Source organism: Calothrix sp. NIES-2100 (assembly GCF_963875285.1).
In the GTDB taxonomy this organism is placed as follows: Bacteria; Cyanobacteriota; Cyanobacteriia; order Cyanobacteriales; family Nostocaceae; genus Aulosira.
The window spans coordinates 2,485,685-2,508,784 of record NZ_CAWNLA010000001.1; the positions used below are offsets into that span (position 1 = coordinate 2,485,685).

32 protein-coding genes and 1 pseudogene are annotated in these 23,100 nt (G+C 41.3%); 20 read left to right on the forward strand and 13 right to left on the reverse strand.

Annotated features, from left to right (window positions below):
* Window positions 1–70: 70 nt before the first annotated feature.
* Entirely contained in the window at window positions 71–442 is a 372-nt protein-coding gene (locus AACU32_RS10725) for a hypothetical protein (RefSeq protein ID WP_096599552.1), read from the reverse strand.
* A gap of 95 nt (window positions 443–537) precedes the next feature.
* Complete coding sequence (locus AACU32_RS10730) at window positions 538–729, reverse strand: hypothetical protein (RefSeq protein ID WP_096599553.1); 192 nt, start codon at window positions 727–729, stop codon at window positions 538–540.
* Between the two features lie 530 nt (window positions 730–1,259).
* Between AACU32_RS10730 and AACU32_RS10735 the strand changes: the two genes are divergently transcribed.
* The 6 genes from AACU32_RS10735 (at window position 1,260) to AACU32_RS10760 (ending at window position 3,956) form a co-directional block, all read left to right on the forward strand.
* Complete coding sequence (locus AACU32_RS10735; RefSeq protein ID WP_096599554.1) at window positions 1,260–1,670, forward strand: hypothetical protein; 411 nt, start codon at window positions 1,260–1,262, stop codon at window positions 1,668–1,670.
* A 102-nt stretch (window positions 1,671–1,772) separates the two neighbouring features.
* Window positions 1,773–1,979 (forward strand): hypothetical protein, encoded by a 207-nt coding sequence (locus AACU32_RS10740; protein WP_096599555.1) that lies wholly within the window; start codon window positions 1,773–1,775, stop codon window positions 1,977–1,979.
* 88 nt (window positions 1,980–2,067) lie between these two features.
* Window positions 2,068–2,976: a hypothetical protein gene (locus AACU32_RS10745; RefSeq protein WP_096599556.1), complete on the forward strand. Its 909-nt coding sequence runs from the start codon at window positions 2,068–2,070 to the stop codon at window positions 2,974–2,976.
* A 64-nt stretch (window positions 2,977–3,040) separates the two neighbouring features.
* The gene (locus tag AACU32_RS10750; protein WP_096599557.1) at window positions 3,041–3,235 is read left to right on the forward strand and encodes a hypothetical protein; all 195 of its coding nucleotides are present in this window, start codon (window positions 3,041–3,043) and stop codon (window positions 3,233–3,235) included.
* Window positions 3,232–3,726, forward strand: a complete 495-nt coding sequence (locus tag AACU32_RS10755) for a hypothetical protein (RefSeq protein WP_096599558.1) — start codon at window positions 3,232–3,234, stop codon at window positions 3,724–3,726. Before AACU32_RS10750 ends, AACU32_RS10755 begins: the two co-directional genes overlap by 4 nt.
* Window positions 3,714–3,956 (forward strand): hypothetical protein, encoded by a 243-nt coding sequence (locus AACU32_RS10760; RefSeq protein WP_339377756.1) that lies wholly within the window; start codon window positions 3,714–3,716, stop codon window positions 3,954–3,956. The genes AACU32_RS10755 and AACU32_RS10760 overlap by 13 nt, the downstream gene beginning before the upstream one ends.
* Here the strand turns inward: AACU32_RS10760 and AACU32_RS10765 are convergent.
* From AACU32_RS10765 to AACU32_RS10775, 3 genes are all read right to left on the reverse strand, one after another.
* Entirely contained in the window at window positions 3,953–4,288 is a 336-nt protein-coding gene (locus AACU32_RS10765) for a hypothetical protein (protein ID WP_096599560.1), read from the reverse strand. The genes AACU32_RS10760 and AACU32_RS10765 overlap by 4 nt on opposite strands.
* 374 nt (window positions 4,289–4,662) lie before the next feature.
* Window positions 4,663–4,830 carry a hypothetical protein gene (locus tag AACU32_RS10770; RefSeq protein WP_339377757.1) on the reverse strand — a complete coding sequence of 56 codons (168 nt, stop codon included), beginning with the start codon at window positions 4,828–4,830 and terminating at the stop codon, window positions 4,663–4,665.
* Window positions 4,827–5,408, reverse strand: a complete 582-nt coding sequence (locus AACU32_RS10775; protein WP_096599561.1) for a tyrosine-type recombinase/integrase — start codon at window positions 5,406–5,408, stop codon at window positions 4,827–4,829. Before AACU32_RS10775 ends, AACU32_RS10770 begins: the two co-directional genes overlap by 4 nt.
* A gap of 221 nt (window positions 5,409–5,629) precedes the next feature.
* Here AACU32_RS10775 and AACU32_RS10780 point away from each other — a divergent pair, with 221 nt between their 5' ends.
* The 10 genes from AACU32_RS10780 (at window position 5,630) to AACU32_RS10825 (ending at window position 12,761) form a co-directional block, all read left to right on the forward strand.
* Window positions 5,630–5,959 (forward strand): hypothetical protein, encoded by a 330-nt coding sequence (locus AACU32_RS10780; RefSeq protein WP_096599562.1) that lies wholly within the window; start codon window positions 5,630–5,632, stop codon window positions 5,957–5,959.
* A gap of 2 nt (window positions 5,960–5,961) precedes the next feature.
* A complete protein-coding gene (locus AACU32_RS10785; protein ID WP_096599563.1) occupies window positions 5,962–6,321 on the forward strand; it encodes a hypothetical protein in 360 nt (119 codons plus the stop codon).
* Window positions 6,318–7,130: a LamG-like jellyroll fold domain-containing protein gene (locus AACU32_RS10790; RefSeq protein WP_096599564.1), complete on the forward strand. Its 813-nt coding sequence runs from the start codon at window positions 6,318–6,320 to the stop codon at window positions 7,128–7,130. Before AACU32_RS10785 ends, AACU32_RS10790 begins: the two co-directional genes overlap by 4 nt.
* Before the next feature lie 2 nt (window positions 7,131–7,132).
* Window positions 7,133–7,723, forward strand: coding sequence for a hypothetical protein (locus tag AACU32_RS10795; RefSeq protein ID WP_096599565.1), 591 nt, complete (start codon window positions 7,133–7,135; stop codon window positions 7,721–7,723).
* Window positions 7,716–10,244 (forward strand): hypothetical protein, encoded by a 2,529-nt coding sequence (locus AACU32_RS10800; protein ID WP_096599566.1) that lies wholly within the window; start codon window positions 7,716–7,718, stop codon window positions 10,242–10,244. Before AACU32_RS10795 ends, AACU32_RS10800 begins: the two co-directional genes overlap by 8 nt.
* Window positions 10,244–11,068, forward strand: a complete 825-nt coding sequence (locus AACU32_RS10805) for a hypothetical protein (protein ID WP_339377758.1) — start codon at window positions 10,244–10,246, stop codon at window positions 11,066–11,068. The genes AACU32_RS10800 and AACU32_RS10805 overlap by 1 nt, the downstream gene beginning before the upstream one ends.
* A 109-nt stretch (window positions 11,069–11,177) precedes the next feature.
* Window positions 11,178–11,765, forward strand: a complete 588-nt coding sequence (locus AACU32_RS10810) for a hypothetical protein (protein WP_096599567.1) — start codon at window positions 11,178–11,180, stop codon at window positions 11,763–11,765.
* A 2-nt stretch (window positions 11,766–11,767) separates the two neighbouring features.
* On the forward strand, window positions 11,768–12,007 hold the full coding sequence (locus AACU32_RS10815) for a hypothetical protein (RefSeq protein ID WP_096599568.1): 240 nt from the start codon (window positions 11,768–11,770) through the stop codon (window positions 12,005–12,007).
* Window positions 12,004–12,498, forward strand: coding sequence for a hypothetical protein (locus tag AACU32_RS10820; protein ID WP_096599569.1), 495 nt, complete (start codon window positions 12,004–12,006; stop codon window positions 12,496–12,498). Before AACU32_RS10815 ends, AACU32_RS10820 begins: the two co-directional genes overlap by 4 nt.
* The gene (locus AACU32_RS10825) at window positions 12,495–12,761 is read left to right on the forward strand and encodes a hypothetical protein (RefSeq protein WP_096599570.1); all 267 of its coding nucleotides are present in this window, start codon (window positions 12,495–12,497) and stop codon (window positions 12,759–12,761) included. The genes AACU32_RS10820 and AACU32_RS10825 overlap by 4 nt, the downstream gene beginning before the upstream one ends.
* Before the next feature lie 13 nt (window positions 12,762–12,774).
* Here AACU32_RS10825 and AACU32_RS10830 read toward each other — a convergent pair.
* The 4 genes and pseudogenes from AACU32_RS10830 to AACU32_RS10845 form a co-directional block, all read right to left on the reverse strand.
* Window positions 12,775–13,269: pseudogene (locus AACU32_RS10830) on the reverse strand (Rpn family recombination-promoting nuclease/putative transposase); the annotation flags it as partial.
* Between the two features lie 162 nt (window positions 13,270–13,431).
* Entirely contained in the window at window positions 13,432–14,499 is a 1,068-nt protein-coding gene (locus tag AACU32_RS10835; RefSeq protein ID WP_096599571.1) for a DMT family transporter, read from the reverse strand.
* 200 nt (window positions 14,500–14,699) lie between these two features.
* On the reverse strand, window positions 14,700–15,413 hold the full coding sequence (locus tag AACU32_RS10840; protein ID WP_096599572.1) for a response regulator transcription factor: 714 nt from the start codon (window positions 15,411–15,413) through the stop codon (window positions 14,700–14,702).
* Window positions 15,391–15,576: a hypothetical protein gene (locus AACU32_RS10845; RefSeq protein WP_339377759.1), complete on the reverse strand. Its 186-nt coding sequence runs from the start codon at window positions 15,574–15,576 to the stop codon at window positions 15,391–15,393. Before AACU32_RS10845 ends, AACU32_RS10840 begins: the two co-directional genes overlap by 23 nt.
* Before the next feature lie 858 nt (window positions 15,577–16,434).
* On the opposite strand from AACU32_RS10845, the gene AACU32_RS10850 reads away from it, so the two are divergent.
* A complete protein-coding gene (locus AACU32_RS10850; RefSeq protein WP_096599573.1) occupies window positions 16,435–16,890 on the forward strand; it encodes a rhodanese-like domain-containing protein in 456 nt (151 codons plus the stop codon).
* Between the two features lie 85 nt (window positions 16,891–16,975).
* On the opposite strand, the gene AACU32_RS10855 is transcribed toward AACU32_RS10850, so the two are convergent.
* The 3 genes from AACU32_RS10855 to trpB all read right to left on the reverse strand — a co-directional run bounded on the left by AACU32_RS10855 (window position 16,976) and on the right by trpB (window position 20,512).
* A complete protein-coding gene (locus AACU32_RS10855) occupies window positions 16,976–17,605 on the reverse strand; it encodes a ribonuclease H-like domain-containing protein (RefSeq protein WP_096599574.1) in 630 nt (209 codons plus the stop codon).
* Window positions 17,606–17,788: 183 nt separating this feature from the next.
* On the reverse strand, window positions 17,789–18,337 hold the full coding sequence (locus AACU32_RS10860; protein ID WP_096599575.1) for a CAP domain-containing protein: 549 nt from the start codon (window positions 18,335–18,337) through the stop codon (window positions 17,789–17,791).
* A gap of 933 nt (window positions 18,338–19,270) precedes the next feature.
* Window positions 19,271–20,512 (reverse strand): tryptophan synthase subunit beta, encoded by a 1,242-nt coding sequence (gene trpB / locus AACU32_RS10865; protein WP_096599576.1) that lies wholly within the window; start codon window positions 20,510–20,512, stop codon window positions 19,271–19,273.
* A 236-nt stretch (window positions 20,513–20,748) separates the two neighbouring features.
* Here trpB and AACU32_RS10870 point away from each other — a divergent pair, with 236 nt between their 5' ends.
* The 3 genes from AACU32_RS10870 to AACU32_RS10880 all read left to right on the forward strand — a co-directional run bounded on the left by AACU32_RS10870 (window position 20,749) and on the right by AACU32_RS10880 (window position 22,219).
* Window positions 20,749–21,096, forward strand: a complete 348-nt coding sequence (locus tag AACU32_RS10870; RefSeq protein ID WP_096599577.1) for a translation initiation factor — start codon at window positions 20,749–20,751, stop codon at window positions 21,094–21,096.
* A 136-nt stretch (window positions 21,097–21,232) separates the two neighbouring features.
* Window positions 21,233–21,391, forward strand: coding sequence for a YqaE/Pmp3 family membrane protein (locus AACU32_RS10875; protein ID WP_096599578.1), 159 nt, complete (start codon window positions 21,233–21,235; stop codon window positions 21,389–21,391).
* Between the two features lie 258 nt (window positions 21,392–21,649).
* Window positions 21,650–22,219: a Rieske 2Fe-2S domain-containing protein gene (locus tag AACU32_RS10880; RefSeq protein WP_096599579.1), complete on the forward strand. Its 570-nt coding sequence runs from the start codon at window positions 21,650–21,652 to the stop codon at window positions 22,217–22,219.
* A 299-nt stretch (window positions 22,220–22,518) separates the two neighbouring features.
* On the opposite strand, the gene AACU32_RS10885 is transcribed toward AACU32_RS10880, so the two are convergent.
* Entirely contained in the window at window positions 22,519–23,019 is a 501-nt protein-coding gene (locus AACU32_RS10885) for a hypothetical protein (RefSeq protein ID WP_096599580.1), read from the reverse strand.
* Window positions 23,020–23,100: the final 81 nt, after the last annotated feature.

A 23,100-nucleotide genomic window follows, 5' to 3' on the forward strand; every position in this document is an offset into this window, starting at 1 on the left:
TTCAATCCGCTCAGTAGTGGTTTGAATTTTTGCGATCGCCTTCCTTCAAAGACCGCGATCGCAAAAAAAATTAGAAATACTCCGCTATCTGTTCACTGGTAAGGGAAGCATCGTTAGTGGTGGATGCTTCCCCAGCATCAAAAGGGATGTCATTGATGTCGGGTTCTTCTGAGTTAGGCTTTTCTTCCCCGGTTAGCTTGTCTTTTTCGGTTTTGAGTTTCGCGACTTCCTCCGTCAGCTGTCGGCGTTCTCGCTTCAATTCTCGGACATCAAACATTAACTCGAAACTCTCTCTAGACTTGCGCTCTACCAGTTCCATCAAAGATGTGATTGCTGTTTCTACATCTTCATCAGGGGAAATTTCCGCCCCAAGCTGCAATCGCCGGGATTCATAATTTCCCAGGTTAATTACTCGTTCGCACGAAATTGTTTTGATTTGCATTTTTTGTGTGATAGTTACTCTGTAAACGTTTCAAGTCTTTGAGTCACAAGCGCGATCGCACTCCTCAAAAAAGTGCGATCGCGTTTTGGCATGAGTTATCTTTGAACTTCAGCCGGCTTTTGGTCAAAGACCACCTGAAATTTAGTGCTTAAAGGACTCAGCCCACGCAAAATGCTCATGTAAGCTTCAGCATCAGAGCGAGAGCGAAAGCGAGCAACGCAGATATTTTGAACGTCTGATGAGCAGCGGAAAACAGCCCACGGTCTAAGGTCATCGCGGTAATTCATAATTTACGGTTCCAATTTCTAAAAAAGTCCAGCGTCAAGCCCCACCAAGCTGTAACGCTGGTGTTTTCATAAAACGTTTAACCAACAGAAACTCAATTTCCTAGAGGAGGAAAGCGCCAGGTGTGACGCTGGCGAATCATAGTAAGTGAAGTAAACGATTAGAGAGTTTAGCGTCTAAATTTATACCTCCTAATTGACACAGCAAACTTGAGAGCGCTCGAATGAAGTGCGATCGCGCTTTATGACTTTTATGAACTGCGAACATTAGCTCGCTAGCTCCGAACATTAGCTAGCCAGCTCCGAACATTACCTAGTGAGTTGAGGGTGTTTCCGCGCCGGGGGACTATGCCAAGTGGTGCGGGTGCTTGCTCCTGAATTTACCCTCACAGGCACGGGGGCAAGGGTGAGGGGGGAGCTAAATTAGTTTTGTGAAAACAAAACTAATTTAACATAATCGTACACCCAAAAGTATCAGTCAAGCGTGAACACAAAACTTTTTGTGCAGACAAAATTAAAATAGAGAAAAGGTTATGAGTAATAGCAGCGATGACAACGCCACAAAAGCCCGGAAGACCAAAGATACTCCCGGAACAAGAGGCAAGGCTGTCAGTACGGCTTTCCCTGGAACAAAGGGAAGCTCTACTAAACAAAGCCAAGTCTCTGGGGTACAAAGATACATCTCAGATGATCAGGGGACTAGCAGCGGGGGAAGTGGGCATAAGCCTGGCTACCCCAGAAGCTCAGATCTTGGGAAAATTCTAGAGGCCGTCAAGTTACTTGAGGAAAAGCACCTTTCTTATGTCAAATCGCACCAGCAGCGTCTGATCACTAGACTTGACGAAAGCAAAGAAAGTGAAAGCGACTTCAGAAAAGCCATACAAGAGCTTGAGGCACAAATATACGAATTGATGTCTGAGAAAAATATCCCAGACCAGCAATAAAACCGTCCCGCCCGTGAGGTGAGGACGGATTTTTAATGCGCGATCGCACTCCTCACTACAAAGTGCGATCGCGGTTGTCCAATGACCAATGACCAATGACCAATGACCAACAACAAACCCAAGAAAAAGACCGAGGTCTTCAACACCGGACAGGTTGAAGAATACCAAATTGGACTGGAATTTGAAGAAATAGAATGCCCTACCTGTGGCGGTGGTGGCGAAGTAGTAGAGGAGTGGGAAGGAAACACTTACCGAGACTGCTGTGATGATTGCGGCGGTAGTGGTGTTTTTTATCTCAAGTCTTATTAACAGCTAACAACCTGATTTCAAATGCTTAAAAATGTGCTTCCTAGCAGCTACAACCGCTAGGAGGCAAACTACAAAACCTGACTAAATTATGACATTAAAATCCCCAAAAACTCTGTCACCTAGGACAGAAAAAGAACTGGCATTTTTCCTTGAATATAATACCATTCCTCTGACTCAAGCATTGTGGGAATGGATAGCAATACAGGGAAAGATAGGCACTCAAATCGAGATTGACCTAGAAGACTTTGAGAAATTCACCGACAAGCATAGAGGTAGTAAATTTGCTCGGTGGTGGATGAAAAAGAAATTTCACTGGCTAGTTAACAACCGCATAGTTCACATCGTTAAAGAATTTAGCAATACAGCATACAGAGTAATTTTAAGACCTTTTGACTGGTTAAAACCACGTAAAAAAAACTCGCAAAAACACTTGCAAAATTGCAACTCAACTTGCGATTTAGACACCTCAAACGAGCAATCTGTCGGGGACGGGGTGAACAACAACAACACTCATATTAATAAGATATCTGAAAGCGAACGTGATGAGTTACGTAAGGTACTTGAGGTTGTCAAACTTTGCGAGCAATACGGTTATGACCCACTTGTTGTAAAGAAATTACCACTCAATCCTTCTATTGCTCAAATCAAAGCCAACTTAGAGCAATGGTCATCACAGCAGTATGAGGAATTAGAAAGGCGCTACGACATTCTAAAACTTTGTGCTGATTATGGAATTTATTACAATCCTCAGACGACTGGTACTCAAGAATTATTTGAATCATCCATTGAGAATGTTGAATTAGCACTCAAGCACTTTATTAAAAAGGGTGGATTTGAGAAACGTGGCAATGGTAAACCAATTATCTCTAATCCTCAAGGTTGGTTGATTAAGTGCTTACGGGAAGGTTGGTATTATATCTGGCCCGATAAAGTCCAAGACTTTTTTGACATCTTGAGTAATTTCCTACCAAAGAACATCCCAAGAGATTACTCCTAAAACTCAAGAAAGAAAAAATAGCCGCAACAGCGGCCCATCTACATCTACCTATCAAAGGAAAATTATGTCAGATTTACTCTTCGACCGTCAGCAAGTCCAAATTTTTAAAAACTGGATACGCCGTCGCTTTATCACCGAAGCTGATTTCCAACAGATGCCAGTAGCAGTGGCACTTGCCTGGTCAGAAGCATTGAAGGAAATGTCAGAATCCGTTCGCTATGAGATAGTCCCGTTTCGCCGTCGCGGTGGTGAGTCATGAGGCAGTTAGATTTATTTGACTTGAGTGCGATCGCGCCACCGCCACCCCCGGCTATTTACGATCCGGCTTGGGATGATAAAGTTGATACTCAAATTGCCAGTAACGGGTTTGATAATTCCCGTACTTCTCCTGAGTGTCCATCGTCTCAGGAGAATTTTTCTGATACTGTTCTGGAGCAAGTTACACCAGATACCGAACAAAGCTCAAACCTTGATTTTTCTGTTCTGGAGCAAGCAAAATCAGTTACAAGGCAATCTGCTCCAGAACAGTGTCATTGGGTAGAAAAGTATACAGTCACCCGCCACGGCAAAGAGCATTATTACTACCGCTATTTGTGGATGTCCGGTCGCAAGCTGCACCACGTTCATATACCAGGGGGAAATTCCCAAAGTGCGATCGCAAAAAATCGAAAATCGGAAGTTGAAAGTGCGATCGCGGATGGTCAAACACCCGGCGAAATTCAAATTTTAATCAAATCATGGAGCAACTAACAATGGAAACAAGTCGAGAACAGCATCTGCAATGGGCTAAACAAAGAGCGCTGCAGGTACTTGAATATTACGGCAGCCCCTCACAAGCACTTATCTCTTTGTCTAATGACTTGATGAAACATTCCGAACTTAGAACTCACGCGGCCATAGAACTTGGTACTCAACTGTTCATTGTCGGTAAGCTAGGCACGGTTGCTGCAATGCGTAAGTTTATTGAAGACTGTAGCTAGTCCTCACCAAACAGTAAGTCTGGGTTCTCTTGCAGCAGCTTCTGAAGCTTCCGCAACTCATCCCAGGCACGGGTTTTAATATCTAATTCCCTAGAGTGCTGGTTTGAGTGGTAACGAGTACGTTTGTATTCAATGTACTTTTCGATTACTTCCAAGACTAAAAAAATATCCCCCGCTCGCTGAGAGATATCCACAGAAATGTTATGAAATTCATCAATCTTTCTAGCATACGCCATCACTGGATTTTCTAGCGTGATGGGTACGCGAATGGTTTTAGTTTTCCCATGTCGCCAACTGCTGCCACTGTCCCAAGTTGTTTTATTCCTTGCCATATCGCCTCAAGTGCCGTGTCACACGGCAATTTTATCAATAGCTCCGAACATTAGCTAGCTAGCTCCGAGCATTACCTAGCAAGTTGAGGTTTGCCAACCGACATCGATGTTTATCCCCCTTGTCCCCCTGCTCCCATAGTGTCAAGCATTCTCAATAAGGTAGTTTGAGGCGATCGCCATTTTTAGAGGCCCGCCCGTAGGGGTGAAAGCGTTGATTTTTCGTGATTATTTTCTGACAAAGTGCTTAAAAGCAAAATTATTATTGCCAGTTTATTGCATTAAGGGAATGCGATCGCGTTCTCTTGGGAGATGGGGTGCATCATCAAACGCGATCGCGGCAAGCAAACAACAATGAGCTAGATACAACCCTGACTCTACGGGTCGATTCTAAGCGATGGCTGATAAAGTTCGTCGATTTCGTCCCAGGCCATGTCGGCCAAATTCTGCAAAGCTTTCGCCAAGTCATAAGGATGATCGTAAATTCCTGCCTGGAGCCGACTGAAGAAAATCTCAATTTGGAGAAATAGTAGTTTGGCGTTCATAGAGTTGCGATCGCCTCCATAGCGTCATCGTCCGAAATTTCGATGTAACGCGATAAAACCTTTAAATCTGTGTGTCCTGTAATTTTTTTGATAGTCGCCAAACCGACTCCGCGCTTTGCCAGCTTGGTGATAAAAGTCCGGCGGGTAGTGTGAGTGCTGATGCCCTTAGCCGACAAACCCGCCTTATCCACAGCTGATCGCAAAATCATATCAGCCCAGCGCAAAGTAATTGGCCCATCACCTGAGCGGTCAGGAAACAGCCAAATAGAATCACTCTCAGGCTTGTAACTAGCCAAAGCCTCTTTGAGTACCGGATGTACAGGCACTTGTCGGGCTTTGCGCTTCCCGTCCGGGCTTCGCTTACGAGTTCGGGCACGGAAATTAATAAACTCCCTAGGTTTATCTTCATCATCAAAAACATCATTAATTTGCAGTTGCACCAGTGCCCCCCAGCGCTCACCGGTGTACCAAGCTAAATCTAAAAGTAATTTGTACTTACGGCTTCTAATCTGCTTGCGGATCTTAGAATAATCCGTGTCAGTGATCACAGCCGATTGTCCCTCACGGTTATTTTTCATTGACAATAATTGACGTATTCACACTTCCGGTTTTACCTGTTGCATAGGTAAAACTGGAATATTTAAAAAATTAGTTATTAGTAATAACTCGCTCAATCGTAGACCGTGTAATACTTCTACGTCCTCAGTGATTATTCTTGTTTTACATAAAAGAAGAAGATTTACTATTTTTTACGATGCGAATAAAACTGATTTATTCACATCAGCTAAAAATCAGTTTTATGGTTAAACCATCCTTAACAGATCTCTTCGGAGCGAATGCAGCCCAAAGTAGCACAAGTGTGACCATCAGTAAGACCGATTTAGCCGTCACTGGTTTGACCGCAAGCGGTAGTAATACCGGAGAAGAATTGTTAGTAGCATTGCTGAAAATGTGGCAATCCACCGCAACTACTACACGCCAAGATTCAAACCCAGAACAGCAAGTAACCATTGAGGATAGTTATCAGCAAATTGTGACAAGGAATAATACCCAGTATCGACAGTTTTCAAAGACTGTTAACTTGCAAATTGAGGACACCACATCAACAATTGATCCAGACGATTTTTAATTATGAACAATTTGAGCTTGGCTCAATGCTTTGGTAAGAATTCATTGCAAAATTCAAACTCATTAGTAATTTACAAATCAGATTTACCAGGATTAACACCTACTGCCATTAACACTGCTGAAGAATTGGTGGTAGGTATTTTATTAAAGATTTTGGAGAATTTTGAAGGCTCAATCACTGATGAAAATGGCAACACAATTACAGATGTTTTTGGCTTACCAATCACTTACAACCAAGGTGATTTTGTGAATGCATTCAATTTATTTTATTGGAGGATTAACTATACACAAAGCAATGGCATTAACTATAAAAACTACCAGTTAGTTTTCAGTACTTTTGAGATTTGGGACGGTGAGACATGACGCAAATCAAAGATGTAGTTATCACAAAGACAGCGACTAGCAATGGTGACTATTTAATCCTCCAAAATCCTGAGACAAACGAGACTTATAAAATTACTGTTGCTAACTTTCTAGCTGGTTTATCAAGTGGCGGTAGTGGTGGTAGTAGTTCGCTAGGGAATTTTATATTTCTTGCTCATTTTGATGGCTCAAGCTTCACAGATGAGAAAGGAAATGTTATCAGCACTTATGGTAGTGCTTCGCTGTTAGACACACAAAAAAAATTTGGTACTAAATCCGCCAACTTTACCGGAGGAAGTGATAAAGCCACAGCTAACTTAATTATCCCAGCAGACAGTAACATTACCATTGAGTTTTGGGTATGGTTGAACGTTGTCTTCAACAGCAATAATCAATATGGTTACTTTGCTGAATTAGCTGTAGCTGACAAGGGTATTACTTTTGTTCATAATCGTTCAGGTGGTGCTACCACTTGGGCTAAAAAATGGAATTGTTTGGTAGGTGATTTTGATTCTGATAGTTACATTGAATCGGTGTCAATTCCGAGCCTTGAACAATGGCATCACCTTTGTTTAAGTCGGGTAGATGGGACAAATAGATTTTTTATTGACGGTGCATTGCAAGGAAGTAACACCAATGCTTTAAGCATAAAGAATCCTACTCTAGCTTTAGGCGTAAGTCCTTATAATCAAGCAACCTATGGGGCTTACAACGTCTCGCCAATGCAAGGTTACATTGATGAGTTTAGTGTGTCACTCACTACTCACAGAACTGCAAATTTCACCCCGCCTACTGCTGCATGGAGTTAATCATGTCCTATTGCAATATTGGTGATAAACCAAAAGTGTATTTTCAGTTTGGTAACGGTAAAGAGGAAATTTATCAATCAAATGAATCACCCATTGATGTGAGTATTGAAAATTTCTCTTTAGACACCGAAAATTATAGTCCTACTGGATACCGTATTGAATGGTATTCAACAAATAACGGTGTACCTCTAGCTTTAACAGTTAGAGATTATCAAATTGTGGACACTGGAAGCGGTAACGGTGTTTATAGATATGTTCTTTATGCAATGAGGTGTGGTGATGCTGAAATGTTTGAATTTGGCAATATTGACATTAACCAATTTGGTGTAAATCCGGCTATTGTTTGTTCGACGTCAAAACCTGAGAGACTCAAAGCAAGATTGCATATTAGAAAATCAGGTAGCACAACAGATATATTTACAGCAGTTGGCGACAGACCAGGTAAATTTAGAGTAGCTTGCAGTGATTGCCCACCGGGGACTTGTAGATGTGAATGTGATCACTATCCCGGATATTGTTGTTTACCTTGTAATGAAGTCAAGGGGAATATTCGGGCAATTACTGAATTGGTAAAAAGGTTAAATCATGGCTGATTGTTGTGACGAGGTAAAGGCAGAGTTAGCCGCGCTTAGGGCTGAGGTTGCCAAGTTAAAACCTGTTGATGAAAATTCTATTATTGATAAATCTGTTGATAAAGCAAAGTTAGTATTAGTACCAATACTAGGGCTAATAATTGCAAAAGAGGTTACAAGTAAATTTGAGGCAATTAAGGCACTTTTAAGACCACTTCAAGAGCTACTTAAAAAACTGGCTCCTTTAGCGCCAGTAGTTAGTCTATTATTGCAGCTTGCCGGGCTGGTGACTGGAATATTAGCTTTGTTAGCTAGCAATACCAATTTTGATGCTCTTTCTCATAGAATCGATGTATTAGAAAATGCAGACAGCAAGATTTATCGGTTAATTCAACTCAATAAATATGCAATTGAAAGAGCAGATGCCAAAGCTGAAAAAGCCAATGAAGGTGTAAAAGCCAACACTGAATCAATATTAAGACAAAGTGTTGAAATTCAGGAAGCTAAGGTATTAGCACGTAATGCTCAAACAACCGCAAATGAAGGAGTCAGACTTGCGAATAGAGCTAAAGACTTTGCAGATAGGGCGGCGGAAATTGCAAATATTGGAATCAATCGAGCGAATAGAGCTAATGACAGACTTGACAATGTTGAGCCTTTGCTTGAGCTTGTCAATGAGGTTACGATTCAACACACTGGAGAAATTAACAGTTTAACTAATCAAAGTTATCAGCTAAGAATTGACGTTGATTATCAAGCAGGACAAATCAACGATATTAATTCTAGGCTGCCAATTCTTGATAATAAAATTTCTAATGCTCTTGGTGAAATATCAGGAGTAAAAAACACTGCGCAGAGTGCTTTCAATAAAGCCAGAGAAGCAGAAGATATTGCAACCGTTGCTGATGTTAAAGCACAAGTAGCGCAAGTTGATATTTTAAAATTACGAGCCAAGGTTAACACTTTAGAACAAAGTGACAAGAGCCAGGATTCAGAAATTCAGCAAGCCAAGCAAGCAGCACAAGCAGCTTTGCAATTAGGAGGAATTGCCTTAACAACAGCCGCCAATACTGCTCAAGGATTATCTATTCTACAAGGACAGATTGGGAATATTGATAACACTGCAAACAATGCTGATAACAAGGCTGACAACGCATTAAACAGGATTAGTCAAATTAAAAATGGTGTAGTAACTAGTCCTGAGATTCAAAACGCAATCGCTATTCCTATCGGCAGCTTTAAAGCTGAAATAGGTCAACAAATAGGACAACTCAAGCAGCAGATTAGCACAATCAAAGATGGTGTAGTAACTAGTCCTGAAATCATTAACGCTACACCAGTTGAAATTGACAGACTTAAACAGAGACAAGGAAATACTGACAGAGAAATCGGTCAAATCAAGGAGCAGATTCAACAGACTGGAGGAATCAATACCAAACAGGTTACAAGGCAAGAGTTTGAAGAGATTAAGCGAAAGTTGGGAGAAGCGGACAAGGTGAATCAAGAAGGACTTAAAAAAACAGATGAGATACTTAGTAAATTACCATTTATTCCTGCCCTAACGGCTAATGCAATCAAACCCAGCATTCCTACACTTCCCCAAATCGAAAATGCCACAGGAACGGCAATGTGTAGGAGCATGAATGGTGGCTGTAGTGGTAAAAAGATTGATGATGCAACAAATAGTATTAACCAAAATTTCAACGATAAAATCAATGGGCTTGATGTTGCTAATACTGGAGCTAATGCAGCACAACTTGGACTTCTTAATACTATCAACACTAAATTAGGGGCTGAGGTTGTCGGTGGTATATCTGGTAGTTTGGGTAAATTTTATGAATGGGCACACCTCGACCGAATTTTAAATATTCTGACCTTCGCGGCAACGGTTCACAATGCCGCTATGCTCAGTAACGACATTGTGCAAACCTTGATGGGTGCAATTAACAATGTTTTGAGTTTAATATTGCCCAAGGACAAAGATAATAATCCCATTAACGTAGGTGCAGTTATTGGTAGCACTATTGAAAATGCTATTAAGGGAACGATTGGTGAAAATAATTACACCACGCTAACCGAGGGTTGGGCTAAGGCTAATAGAATTTACCAGGCAACAACTAACATTCTTAATACATTCCAAAATTTAACTTCTACCGTCCTCAATGGATTAGAGTTAGTTGCTGGTCAAACTGGGAAAATCGGCAATGCTTTAAGAGCTAGTGGTGAGGTGTTGGAATCAGCCTATCAATGGATGAATCCACAGCCCAAGATGAATCGAATTACTACCTTTTTAGAAGGATTACAAAATGGGGCTTCTACTATTCAGCAAGTTACCCAAGTCCCCCTAGATACGATTAATGCAGTAACTGAACTACAAACAGCTAATACAGAATTTCTAAAGGCACTCAAGGAAGATGACAAACCAGAAAATAAAGCCCCAACTGTAGAGCAGCCCCAAAAATTGGCTGAAGATAAAGCAACAGCCAGAATTGCATCTCAAGGATTGGAATTATTTGATATTCATTTGGAGGCTGACGACTAATGACATTACCTCCAGATTTTAACCATTGGGAACACTTACAAGATATGCTTCGGCTTTATCACAATAAGTTGGTAAAGTCATATTTTAAAAATCAGCCAGACGATGATATTTCAACTCCTAAGCGGGCTTTAAAACAAGCTTGTTTAATAGATGATGCTGATACTGTATCTATGACTCAACTTCGTTTGTGGTTGTTTGAAATCACAGTGGGTCATGCCCAAAGCATTCAAACTCCTATTTATGGCATTCCTGTACAGGAATACCAAAGAGATTCAAAGTTTAGACCACAAATAAAACTGTACTTTAAAGAACCATACGACTTTGAAAAACACGGCGATGGAACTGAACAAGTACGAGGTGAAATTGGATTTAGAATCATGAATAAAACGGCTGATACGATATCACGAACCGACGCTGAGGAATACGCACTTGAAATTAAAAATGAATTTGCTACACCTCCATTAGTTTGGAAGAAAGGTAAATACAAATGCACATATTTAGATTTAGATAATGGTTTTGATTTACGTCTGTTATGCGTTTCTAAAACTGAAGGTCAGTCTACAGTGCAATCAGTTTTAAGAATCTTAGATAAAACTTACAGTGATAATAATTTTCAATTCATAGAAAATACCAAAGAGTTCCCCGTTAACCCAGGAACACATCGCGTATATGGCAGAACAGTCAAAAAATTTAGACAACGCCCTACTGCTGATGTGAAATTTACCCATGCACAGTTAATTATCCCCGGACAGGTAAAACCTGTAAATTTAGTGTCTGTCAATGGACGACTGAGAAGCGTTATCCAAAATGTCACTTCGGCGTAACGCTACAATCCTTTTTCGAGAAGTTAACTTCTCACTGGTTCAATTCTTCCTAAAATGCAGTGTTAGCTTGGGTTTGAAGATTTTACTAAATCAAATAAATTAAAACCAGATGGGAAAATATTCAGACATTCGTCGCGGTGTAGAACTCAATGCAGCTCTTACCAAGTTACGTGCATGGGAAGACTTATCTAGAACTGCAAAGCAGACTTTGTATAAAGCACAACGCAGTAATGCGACAAGAGTCAAGCCTAACCGCGTTAAAGGTTACGTGGAATCATTTGGTTTGGTAGGAAGAATTTTTCTCCCAGTTAAACTGCTATCAGGCACTCAATCGACAGATACAACTTTAATCGGCATAGTTCGCACCGCAGTATCAACCAGTAGTAGAACTCGTGATAATGGTTTTACTGCTCCTACTGGTAGCGTGCTTCTCGACGGATTAAATGGTTATAAAGCGGCTAAACTTTCTTTGACAGACCGTGGATCAGAAATAACAGGAGAGCAAGCCAAATCACGGATTACTGACACAGCATACAAGCGCTATGCTACAAAAAGCGTTTCTTCTCCTTTTGGTGCAGAAGCAGACGGGACTGAAACTTACGCTGAGGCTGTTGCAGCTATTTCTGATCAACAGCCAATTAAAACCTTTTTAGCAAGTGAAGGTAACCGCGTTTCGTTTACGCCAGAGGTACTCTAATTATGGGTATCCTGTGCTTACCTGAGGATTACCGCGATTTATTAATGGTATCGGTTGGTGACTTGCGAGATTTTCACGGGATGATCGCCATTAATCAAGCTTCTACCGATTGGCTGTCTGGCTCCTTAGACACAGGGACTTACTTTGATACGCTCGATCACTTTGGCTTAGATCCATTTGCATTTGTGCATCCGGTTGAACAATTAGCTCAAGGATTCATTACTGAGCGACTTTGGCTATGAGGCAATTGCAATTAGGCAATTCTGCAAATTGGGAACTGATACACAATGAAAATATTTCGGCGGTATTTCTTCCCAAACAAGGGGGCGGTTATAAAGCCGTCCCTATACCTGAGATATCTATTGCAGCTGCATTAGATGTTTTTGTTGTAGCGGTTCGGATTGCAACAGTTGTTCCAGAAGGAAGAACTTGGAGATTTGCGGGATTTCTTAAGCAGAATGTAACAACAGGAATCGCTGCTTTCACTTCCGCAGATGCTAGTTTTAACAGACGATATTCTCTGTTTTTAGACAAAATAAATTTGATTATTTTCCCGCAAATATCCACCGATTACAGTATTTCTATTAAATTACCTGATTGGTTTGAAAATGCTGGTATTGCAATTTGGCGATATACGGGAATTGACACTGATTCAACAGAAGAATTAGTTAACCAAATTAAAAATGTAGACATTCCTAGGCTGGAAGCCAAGGTTGATGCTTTATCTTTATGAATATTCAAACCTCAATAGCATTGGCTGCTTTTCTCCTGGCCCTAGGGGGAAATATCACCTGGCTTTTCTTCACCTACGGGAACTCAGAGAAGCGCAAGCTGGCAGCAGAGAGGGACTTCAACCACTTGCGGAACAACCAGCAGAACATTTCTGATGGCATCGCTCACGGGTTTGACGAGATTGAGGACAAGCTCGACGCGATCGCCCGTGACCTGCTGGAAATCAAAGTCTGGTTTATGCGCAACTTCAAAGAGCGCGATTAACTCTTGTGGGGATTCTGGTTAACAAATACTTTGCTGCTTCTGGTGCTTGTTCTTCTTCTACCGTAGTCAGTACCATCAGCGCTACCCATAAAGGTAAGGAGCGAATATCTCCTAATTCATCTAAATACACCCTATGCACTTGGTTTCCATTGAGTAGCGTTCGATGAGGATGAATATCACTTTGTTCTATACTACGCGAAGGATAAATTATGACTATCTGCCAATCGCTAAATCTAGCACGGTTACGGTAGAAATACAGTGAAGATTCTGCAAATACTCTTTCGTAAAGCTGTTCATCTTTTTGAAATTGGACTTCGCAGAAATAGACAACTCCAGCACCTTCATTCTCTGGTGGTAGAAACACTCCATCAATTTCAAATTTGGGTTCCTTGACAGCTACCGAATCGAATCGATAGGCATTTGCATTTATCGGACGATTTGTCAAGAATTCAAATAGTAAAGTAGGAGATTGTTGAAACAGTTTGTAAAAAATAGAGTCTCGACGCATGAAGGATTTGACTTAATTTATTTTTTAGATCAGAGATATATTTGATCATAATAAAAACTCACTGTATACAATCAACATACCTTCTCAGATCATCATTAAATTTATCAACAAACTATATCCCGTAAATTAACCAGACTGAATTTTTCTCAATTTGCACTATGGTTAAGGTAAAATTTCTGGCTCTGATTCTCTCACAGCTAGGGTGATAGGATTTACTTTCTTGGCAGTAGATGCTTCTAAAATAGGTTGCTGATGTGTAGTTGTGTCACTCACATTAACTGTTTTGTTTGCTGACAAGTTATCGCGCTGATTGATGAGATAGATACTAACTAAAGTTAGACAAACTCCCATCCATTGCAAGGGACTGAGAACTTCTGAAAGGAAGATATTGCCAAATAGTAGGGCAAAAACTGGTGTGAGAAAGGTGAGAGAACTGAGACTAGTGAGATTACCGCTAGAAGCAAAATAGAAAAATAAACCGTAGGCGATCGCACTGCCAAATATTGTGGCATAACCCAACGCCAGCCAATCAGATGGGACAAGATTCTGCCATTGCTGGGATTCTAAAGCTGATGACATTCCCCATAATGGCAATCCACCGATAATCATATGCCATCCTGTAGCTACGACCGGATCGGCGTATCGACAAACAAACCTAATCAAGACTGTTCCTACAGCCATTGACAGCGCTGCTAACAGCATTAACCACTCACCGCTAGCAAATAACTGTTCCCAGTTGCCGATGCTAATATCTACACCAGAACCGAGAACATGAAAAATCCACTCATCGGGCAATCCAATTAAACTGATACCAGAAACCCCTAATCCTAGTCCTAGCCATCCCCAAAAACCAATCCGTTCTTGAAATAGCCACAACGACATCAAAGCTACAGCCAAGGGTTGAGAATCAATCATCACAGATCCCAACCCGGCGCTAGTTCTCACTAATCCTTCTGCCAAAAAGCCTTGAAAAAGTGTTCCATCTACTAAGGCAAATAAGCCAATCCATAGCCATGCATCCCATCCCTTAGGTTGGGGTCTACCCATTAATGCGGCTGCTATCAAAATTAACACCCCTGCTGGTAGCAAACGCACTCCTGCCATAAATAGTGGCGTAGTGTGGGGTATCACTCCTTTCATTGCTACCATTGCTGTACCCCACAAGAAAAACGGGGCGATTAGTAGTAGGGGAGCTATGGGAAGATGAGATGCACTGATTTTCAGCTGCATGGGTTTGCTGATGCCTTAGGTTATTAGGTGCAAAAATTGCTTTACCTAATTTTACCTAAATATGTCTTTTTGTGAAGGAAATCATACTTAACTGTAATTAAAGATACTCAATAGTCAATAGTCATTAGTCATTAGTTATTTCTGTGCGTCCCCGTGTCTCCTTGTCCTCCTTGTCCTCCAGCCCCCCTGCCCCCCTGCCCCTATTCCTCAGTCTCCGGTGGCTCAAACTTGTAACCGTAACCGCGAACAGTTTTAATATACTCTGGCACATTGGTATCTACTTCCATCTTTTTGCGTAGTTGACCAATATGCACATCAACTACTCGTCCATCGCCAACATACTCACAACCCCAAATTTTCTGAATCAGCTGGGAGCGACTCCAGGCTTGACCAGGATGGCTGGCTAAAAAATGTAAAATATTAAATTCTAAAGCAGTTAATGATAAAGGTTTGTCGTTAAGTGTCACCTCTCGGCCATCTGGGTTAATTGCTAGCTTGTGGAAAACGAGGCGTTGTGGTGATGAGGGGTTGATGATGCGGACGCGCCGCAACAAGGCTTGGACACGAACTTCTACTTCCGCTAAACTAAAGGGTTTAGTCATAAAGTCATCAGCACCAGCGGACAGGATCTTAATTTTGTCGGCTTCGTCAGTGCGGCTAGTCAGTATCATGACTAACACATTAGTGCGCCGCTGCATTTCTTGACAGAGGTTATAGCCAGTCGTATCTGGCAAATTCCAATCCAAAATCACTAAATCTGGGTTTAATTGCTCAAATAAAGTCAGCGCCGTCTTGCCATCTGCCGCCGACTCTATATGATATTTTCGGCTTAAAAAGCGATATATAAGATTCCGAACGCCATAGTCGTCATCGACAACAAGAATCTTGGGATTAGTAGCAGTAACCATCACCATAAGTTTCTAGCCCTTTATTTATATGGCGATTCGCTATGCGATCGCTAATCTGCACGAAGCTATCTTGACAGCTTCTATCTATGCTTTCACATTTTTTCTTCTGGGAGAAGTTTTCCAACTTTACCTCGGCTGCTGATAGATAAAACTCGATGATTATTCTCAAATCGCTACTGCTCGCCAGACATAGCCTCTGTATAACTCAGCTACACTTACTTGAGTCGTGAAGTTTCTGGAAGCTTTAGCTCTTATATTTGTTTCCCAACTATGATTTTTCTGACGATTTGGTAGTTTTATATTTGTATCACGATTATACAACAAAATAAATTTTGCCTTTGATAATTCCAGGCAACACAGTTCTGGTATTGCTTGGTAATTGATGATTAGTCATCACTGGAAATTTCTCTGAATAACAAGTATTAGTTTTCTCACCAGATTTGTCTATCTGGTGAAACTTGAGAAGCTAAATTATCAACTAAGCCTATGTATTAAAAATACTAATATACTTTACTTTCCCTTAACCAATGTATGCACCTGCTATTTGGATATTTAAACATCCTCATCCCTTTGTGCATCAAGGTTTGTGAGTTTTCGTTTGACTGTCGTTCCTAGCAAGTAACGATGCAGTTCGCCGCCAACGGCAGAGGGAATCAAACCAGATCCAAGAACTGATCAAACAAAGGTAGTTCTGCTGTCCCAGGGGAAAAATATATTTGTGAATTGTTATAACATGCGTAGCAAAGTAAACAGAAATATTACTTTATTCTGTGTTTTTACTTTTTACTTGTTATAGTGTCTTTGCTTGGAAGCCAGACCGCTAAGCTTCGCTCGTGGTGCTATTCTCTGTATTTATTGGGGATACCGAATTGAGTTGATAATATTTTTAAAGCCGCAAGATTCGCGAATAACGATCGCAAATCAGTCTATCTGAAGACAGAAGCTGATAATCTTCATACCAGAGAAAGAGCAAATGAAAGTATATTTTTAGATAAATTGCTGTTAATGTAATCAGCAAGAGATAGTTATGGCTCACAATTTAGTAGATAATATCATTCCTCAACAGCCACCCATAGAACCACAATCTGATGCTCATGTACTGAAAGCTCGTTTAGAATGGGGTGAACCAGCGCTGACAATATTAGATGTGCGCGATCGCAACACCTATAATGAAGGTCACATTATGGGCGCAATGCCAATGCCCAGTGACGAATTGGTAAACCGAGCAACATCATCTTTAGATAAAAGCCGTGATATTTATATTTACGGTGCTACCGAAGAGGAAAGTGCTAAAGCTGTACAATCACTTCGTTCTGCGGGGTTTGAACATGTATCTCTCCTCAAAGGTGGTTTAGCAGCTTGGAAAGCAATTGGTGGCCCAACAGAAGGCAGTATTGAAGCACTAACTCCTCCCAGCGCTGGTGACTATAATGTTGTATCTCGGATGCAAGAACACGTAGACACTCAGAAAAAAGAAGTGTAGCTAAATATGAGTCATTAGTCATTAGTCATTAGTCATTAGTTATTAGTTATTACAATGACTAATGACTCTGTTTTAGCGAGAATAATTAGTGTTCAAATATATCCTTAAATTGCAATAAATCTAAGGATACAATCGTTGGCAGAGCTTGAAAACATTCTTGAGCAATCTGCCAACGTTCTTCTCTTTTTAGCATGGCAATAAGTTTTTGTTGTACGCTGAGTAAATAGCGAACATCGTTAGCGGCATAACTGAGTTGTTCCACAGATAAATTATCAGCATTACCCCAATCAGAACTTTGAGCGCTTTTATCCAGCTCTACTTTTTCCAACTCTTGCACGACATCCTTCAATCCGTGACGATTGGTATAGGTGCGAGCTAACTTACTAGCTATCTTGGTACAAAAAACAGGCTGTACGGTAATTCCTAGGTTGTAACGCAAGGTAGCAATGTCAAAGCGTGCAAAGTGAAAGACTTTGAGGACATTAACTGCTTCCAAAAGTTTTTTTAAGTTTGGTGCTGTGGTTTGCCCTTTAGCGATCCGAATTGCTGTTACTTGACCCTCACCGTTGCACAGTTGGACGAGACAAAGCCGATCGCGCTGTGGTAACAATCCCATTGTTTCTGTATCAACAGCGATCGCCTCTGATTTTAAATACTGGGACAGTGCAGCGTCACTAAGGTCGCGATCGCTTACCTGAAAATCTTGTAATGTCATGAATCACTCAAGAATAAATGCAGTGTCCCACAGAAGCAGGTTCTATTAGACACTACATTATTATTGTGCAAATAAATCAGAAATTCTAGCCATTTTTAAGGGACAGAATCCAGATTTTTGCTGAAAGCCCCAGGTTTTTGCGACTTTACCGCCTATTTCATCCAAATAATCATCGCTATCAATTTAGTTTGTTCGCAAGAAAATTTGCGTGAGATAGACTTCACCTTGGGAATTGGTCGCCACACCAATTCCTGTGAGATTATACTTACCTTGGATGTTTTTCAGATGACCCGGACTGTTCAGCCAACCAATCATAGCTTGTGATGCGGGATCGCTATATCCTTGGTTAAAAGCGACATTTTCTCCGGCACTTTTGTAGATAATGGGGAGAACTGTTACTCGCTCTTTAAATCCCTGATGGCTAAATGGAACTTTACCACTAGCCATATTTTGACTATGAATTCTTGCTTGCCGAGTGATACTTGCATTGAGGCTCAACTTTGCCAAACCTTGAGAAACACGATATCGATTAATTTTATCAAATACTGATTTTTCTAAAGCGGTAGTGTTAAAAGCAGTAGTTGATGCTGCACCTTGATTTAAAGAAATCGATAAAGGTTTATTATCAGTAGGTTTGTTTGTGGAACTGTGACCTGCAATAGGAGCAGTTGTTAATCCACTAGCAAGGACAAGCGTACTTAAAGCTATGCCAAAAGCAGTTTGTCGAAACATGGAAATTACTGAATGCCTAGAGTGATAAGACTTCTACTCTAACTTATTATTCCTAGCAGAAATACTAGGATAATATAAAGGATTTATGAACTTTAAAAAGTTTGCAATTACTTTAAATTAAATATATCAAATCACCTCCAAAATTAAACAATTAAACAGCGCTAATCATGCTTCAGATGTTTTAGCTTCCTCTACTATATGAAAATTATTTGAATCTTTAAAAAAGATAATGTAGTCTCCCCTAGACAAATGTCACTGTCACTACATTTTTAATTAAATAAATAAATGTATATGCCTGTGATATTATCCCAAGTTGTGTTAGCTCGCATTATTTGCTAGGCAGTCAGTGTTGTAGAGACTTTGATACAAAAAAGATTAACTTTATTGCGCTGCGCGTGTCATTTGTCCGTTGTTAGTTGTCAGCGATGCACTGAAGCTCACGAAGTGTTGTTTTGATAAAAGTTTAATACCCCGTCCCTTGATGGGCGGTTTGAAAACATCTTTGCCACTGACTACTGTACGGGCGGGTTCACAGATATCCTAATTCATTAACAAAGATCCAAATAAACCCGCCCCTACTGACAAAAACTCCGATCTGTGGGTGAAGTTTTCTTTATGTTTTTTTAATAATTTTAATTAAGTAGTCTTCGGTTATTACTCAACATTTAAAAATGCAACATATTAGCACAGACAACAGCCACAGAAAGCGGCAGCTTTCTAAGGCTACGTTGCAACCCTGTCTATGAGGGAAGGCAAGGGATATCAGGGAGTGTGGGGAGTTTTCTTCCCCATCTCTCAATACGGTTCGGATAAGCAATTTTCATCTCCCTTTTGGTTTGGGAAAAGGTTAAGGGGGAAAGGTTTGAATGGGCCCTTTTCCCTTTCCCCCTTAACCGAACCGTATTGCCCTATCTTTTCCCAATGCCCCATGCCCTACGCAGGATTTAAGAACTTAGCGACAGTTTGCACATCCTTATCACCACGTCCGGAGCAGTTAATCACAATTCGCGGACTACCAGATAGTTGAGGACAGAGAGTTTCTAGGTAGGCGATCGCATGGGATGTTTCCAATGCTGGGATAATTCCTTCTAGCCGCGATAATTTTTGGAACGCTGCTAAAGCCTCTGCATCTGTCACACTGTAATATTCAGCGCGCGCCTGATCTTTCAAATAGCTATGTTCCGGCCCCACTCCGGGATAATCTAACCCGGCACTAATTGAGTGGGCTTCAATTACTTGCCCATCCTGATCTTGCAGCAGATAGCTCATGGCTCCGTGCAACACACCAATTTGTCCTTTTGTCAAGGTAGCAGCGTGTTTATTAGTATCAACACCTTCTCCCGCCGCTTCAACGCCAATTAACCTTACAGAAGGTTCATTAATAAACTCATAGAATAGCCCCATTGCATTGGAACCACCGCCCACACAAGCCATGAGAATATCCGGCAAACCACCCCACTTTTCTTGGGCTTGGGCGCGAGTTTCTTGTCCAATCACGGCATGGAAATCACGTACCATCATGGGGTAAGGATGGGGGCCTGCTACCGAACCGAGGATGTAGTGAGTAGTTTCCACATTTGTCACCCAATCCCGAATCGCCTCAGAAGTTGCATCCTTAAGTGTTCCTGTTCCCGCAGCCACCGGACGGACTTGGGCACCCATTAATTTCATCCGGAACACATTTAAAGCTTGGCGTTCCATATCGTGAACGCCCATATAAATGATGCATTCCAGCCCAAAACGAGCGCAAACCGTTGCTGTCGCCACTCCATGTTGTCCTGCACCAGTTTCGGCAATAATCCGTTGCTTGCCCATGCGCTTTGCCAACAACACTTGACCTAGGGCATTATTAATTTTGTGCGCGCCAGTGTGGTTTAAGTCTTCTCGCTTTAAATAAATTTGTGCGCCTGTTCCATCTGGGCGAGCATAATGAGCAGTGAGACGTTCCGCAAAATATAAAGGCGTGGCACGTCCTACATAGTCTCGCAGCAGTTGTTGCAGTTCTGTGAGAAAATCAGGGTCATGGCGATATTGCTGATAAGCTGCTTCTAGTTGAGCAAGCGCAGGCATCAATGTTTCCGGGACGTACTTACCGCCAAAGCGTCCAAAGCGTCCTTGTGTATCGGGAACAGAAGCAGTAGATGGGTAACTCGGAGATATGGGTGTGGTAGTCACGGACTGATCTCTACGATGGTACGAACTCCAATTATAGAAAAATCTGAGATGCTTAGGATACAATGTGCGATCGCTCTACAAAAATCAACATTTCAAAAGCTTCTCACTGAGGATTTTTGTATATTTTGAATGTCGCTGTATGTTTAGCTGGCTATACAAAGCATTGATCCTAAAATCCCATCTTTTTCTGGGTAAAGTAATTTTATAGTTCTAACTTTGACTTTTGATTAAAATTTATGCCTTCTGACAATTCTTCTGACAAACGCTTTGTCTATCGCGAATTTGGTAATGGTCACGATAACTCGCCTGCTTTAGAACGACCCACTGTCGAACTCCCACCGCAACAGCAAAATCTCAAAGTGCAAGCTACCCGCAAAGGGCGTAAAGGTAAAACTGTTACAGTCATTAGTGGTTTTCAGTCCAAACCGGAAACCTTAGCTGATTTGGTCAAACAATTAAAAACTCAATGCGGTACTGGTGGCACACTTAAAGAAAATGAAATTGAAATTCAAGGCGATCATAAACAGAAAATTGTCGAAATTTTAACTAAGCTTGGTTATAAAGCCAAAATCAGTGGTGGTTAGTCAGGATATTGTCTGGAACTACCACAGCTACTGAGCCAATCGGCTAATGTTATCTTTGAGATGTTAAAAGATAACTGGGCAGTTGCGACTCGGTTAAATACAAGTCTGCTCAGTATAAAATTTGCAGGAGGTTTACATGGATTTAATTCGGATTCTGGCTGCCATTTTTCTGCCACCTTTAGGGGTATTTTTGCAAGTAGGTATTGGTAAAGATTTTTGGATTAATATCATCTTGACCTTTTTCGGCTATCTTCCGGGAATTATTCACGCCATATGGGTAATTGCTAGGAAATAATTCTTCATCAAGTGAGATTGGGTCTGCGATCGCTATTTTGTTTAATTAGCGATCGCACATAAAATAAGAATTATTACAATTTATTTATAAATATGATTGATAAGTTAGCTCCCCGACTTCGTAAAAGTTGTCGGGGATCTGAAACAGACGAAGTTTCAGCATGAATATTTATGTCGATTTCATGATACAAGTGGTTTTCTCTCTGTGCGATTGAACAGAATATATGTAAACCTATTTGAAATCTTCGTTTCAAAAATCATGAAAGAATTTTCCCTTGGTAATAAAAAAATTCCAGCGGGAAAAAGAACGCGACGGGATTTTTTAATCTATGCCGTCGGTAGTAGTTTAACCACAGTAGCGATCGCATATCTATTTCCCAAACCTAGCCAGAGTCGTGAGGTAGATTTAGAAACACTTTGTTCCTTATACCCGCAAAATTCGCGTTGTCAAAATTATCTTCCTGGAGTTAAAGCGCAAGATACCGACGGCAAGATAATTCAGGCTGATACACTATTAGCGATCGCCACCCCGGGAATTCCCATTGCTGTTAAGGGATTGCCAAATGATAGCGTCGATTATCTCATTATTAAAGACGGCCCGCAAATTGCCGAGTATGCCATCAATCCGATTTGTACTCATTTAGGATGTACAGTTGAGTGGCATCTCGAGAAAAATCACTTTATTTGTCCTTGTCACGGGTCTCAATACGATTCTTTGGGTAGAGTTGTTCACGGCCCGGCTAAGCGTTCTTTACCTCTGATCACAGTAGTAGTCAAGCAGAATCAAGTTCGTTTGGTTGAAACCAAACCTGCGATCGATCCGCGTTAATTTTCTCAATGTTTTTTCCAAAACTTATGAAAATCAGGGCACAGCAATGCTCATACGTGTCAACTTAACGCGAAACCCTTGCCAAGATGTGATTTGATACAAAATCACGTACCACCAATATCCGCGCTACCCCACCCCAGTTTTGCTGACGCAAAACGTCCCCTCCCCGCTTGCGGGGAACTCGGGGCCCCCTCTGGGGATTAGGGGCAGGGATTGAGGGGTGGGGTAAAATGCCTGTGGAATAAGCGTTTTGACTTAAGTTGACACCAATGAGCAATGCTATGCCCCTATAGTTTTAACTATTTAGTTAGAACTTTTGATGGACTCTCGGTTGGTTTTGCACGTTCCTGCTGGTAAAGTTTGACAACTTTTTGGACATAGGTAGCAGTGAAGCCGCTGTTACAGCCTGTATAATTACCAGTCATCCACCAACAAGCTACGCCATTCACCGCCGCCGTTTCGTTATTGTTGCTAGCGCGAAATTGCTGGTTTAACTCCCGGCGTGTGATGCAAGAGACAACTTCCCGTGCTGTCGTGGGGCTGTTTTCAAACTGTGTCGGTGTTAGCTCTTTTTTCAGACAATATTTTGACCACCCTTTGAGGGTTTCTGGTTTGACTTGCCATTGACTGTAAAGTCCATCGTTTTGAGAGCCTGTTTGGGGTGCAGCCAATCGCAGCGCCTCTACCATCGCCCCAACTTGAGCATCGGAAATCGGCTGTTGTGCTTGCACTAATAATGGCGACAGTCCTAGGCTGACAACCACTCCACCAAGTAGTAATCCTATGAAGTTTTTCCTCATGACTTTGGACTTAATTTTTAAAGACCAAGATGTAGCATACTACGTATTTACATTTTGTAATAATTTTACTATTAGCAGTAA

Coding starts and splice junctions, on each gene's coding strand:
- AACU32_RS10825 (WP_096599570.1), top strand. CDS start 12,495: ATGAATATTCAAACCTCAATAGCATTGGCTGCTTTTCTCCTGGCCCTA.
- AACU32_RS10805 (WP_339377758.1), top strand. CDS start 10,244: ATGACATTACCTCCAGATTTTAACCATTGGGAACACTTACAAGATATG.
- AACU32_RS10850 (WP_096599573.1), top strand. CDS start 16,435: ATGGCTCACAATTTAGTAGATAATATCATTCCTCAACAGCCACCCATA.
- AACU32_RS10780 (WP_096599562.1), top strand. CDS start 5,630: ATGGTTAAACCATCCTTAACAGATCTCTTCGGAGCGAATGCAGCCCAA.
- AACU32_RS10870 (WP_096599577.1), top strand. CDS start 20,749: ATGCCTTCTGACAATTCTTCTGACAAACGCTTTGTCTATCGCGAATTT.
- AACU32_RS10775 (WP_096599561.1), bottom strand. CDS start 5,408: ATGAAAAATAACCGTGAGGGACAATCGGCTGTGATCACTGACACGGAT.
- AACU32_RS10840 (WP_096599572.1), bottom strand. CDS start 15,413: ATGGTGATGGTTACTGCTACTAATCCCAAGATTCTTGTTGTCGATGAC.
- AACU32_RS10855 (WP_096599574.1), bottom strand. CDS start 17,605: ATGACATTACAAGATTTTCAGGTAAGCGATCGCGACCTTAGTGACGCT.
- AACU32_RS10730 (WP_096599553.1), bottom strand. CDS start 729: ATGAATTACCGCGATGACCTTAGACCGTGGGCTGTTTTCCGCTGCTCA.
- AACU32_RS10725 (WP_096599552.1), bottom strand. CDS start 442: ATGCAAATCAAAACAATTTCGTGCGAACGAGTAATTAACCTGGGAAAT.
- AACU32_RS10815 (WP_096599568.1), top strand. CDS start 11,768: ATGGGTATCCTGTGCTTACCTGAGGATTACCGCGATTTATTAATGGTA.
- AACU32_RS10740 (WP_096599555.1), top strand. CDS start 1,773: ATGACCAACAACAAACCCAAGAAAAAGACCGAGGTCTTCAACACCGGA.
- AACU32_RS10755 (WP_096599558.1), top strand. CDS start 3,232: ATGAGGCAGTTAGATTTATTTGACTTGAGTGCGATCGCGCCACCGCCA.
- AACU32_RS10885 (WP_096599580.1), bottom strand. CDS start 23,019: ATGAGGAAAAACTTCATAGGATTACTACTTGGTGGAGTGGTTGTCAGC.
- AACU32_RS10745 (WP_096599556.1), top strand. CDS start 2,068: ATGACATTAAAATCCCCAAAAACTCTGTCACCTAGGACAGAAAAAGAA.
- AACU32_RS10800 (WP_096599566.1), top strand. CDS start 7,716: ATGGCTGATTGTTGTGACGAGGTAAAGGCAGAGTTAGCCGCGCTTAGG.
- AACU32_RS10735 (WP_096599554.1), top strand. CDS start 1,260: ATGAGTAATAGCAGCGATGACAACGCCACAAAAGCCCGGAAGACCAAA.
- AACU32_RS10785 (WP_096599563.1), top strand. CDS start 5,962: ATGAACAATTTGAGCTTGGCTCAATGCTTTGGTAAGAATTCATTGCAA.
- AACU32_RS10795 (WP_096599565.1), top strand. CDS start 7,133: ATGTCCTATTGCAATATTGGTGATAAACCAAAAGTGTATTTTCAGTTT.
- AACU32_RS10880 (WP_096599579.1), top strand. CDS start 21,650: ATGAAAGAATTTTCCCTTGGTAATAAAAAAATTCCAGCGGGAAAAAGA.
- AACU32_RS10760 (WP_339377756.1), top strand. CDS start 3,714: ATGGAGCAACTAACAATGGAAACAAGTCGAGAACAGCATCTGCAATGG.
- AACU32_RS10750 (WP_096599557.1), top strand. CDS start 3,041: ATGTCAGATTTACTCTTCGACCGTCAGCAAGTCCAAATTTTTAAAAAC.
- AACU32_RS10790 (WP_096599564.1), top strand. CDS start 6,318: ATGACGCAAATCAAAGATGTAGTTATCACAAAGACAGCGACTAGCAAT.
- AACU32_RS10820 (WP_096599569.1), top strand. CDS start 12,004: ATGAGGCAATTGCAATTAGGCAATTCTGCAAATTGGGAACTGATACAC.
- AACU32_RS10765 (WP_096599560.1), bottom strand. CDS start 4,288: ATGGCAAGGAATAAAACAACTTGGGACAGTGGCAGCAGTTGGCGACAT.
- AACU32_RS10810 (WP_096599567.1), top strand. CDS start 11,178: ATGGGAAAATATTCAGACATTCGTCGCGGTGTAGAACTCAATGCAGCT.
- AACU32_RS10875 (WP_096599578.1), top strand. CDS start 21,233: ATGGATTTAATTCGGATTCTGGCTGCCATTTTTCTGCCACCTTTAGGG.
- AACU32_RS10860 (WP_096599575.1), bottom strand. CDS start 18,337: ATGTTTCGACAAACTGCTTTTGGCATAGCTTTAAGTACGCTTGTCCTT.
- AACU32_RS10770 (WP_339377757.1), bottom strand. CDS start 4,830: ATGAACGCCAAACTACTATTTCTCCAAATTGAGATTTTCTTCAGTCGG.
- AACU32_RS10835 (WP_096599571.1), bottom strand. CDS start 14,499: ATGCAGCTGAAAATCAGTGCATCTCATCTTCCCATAGCTCCCCTACTA.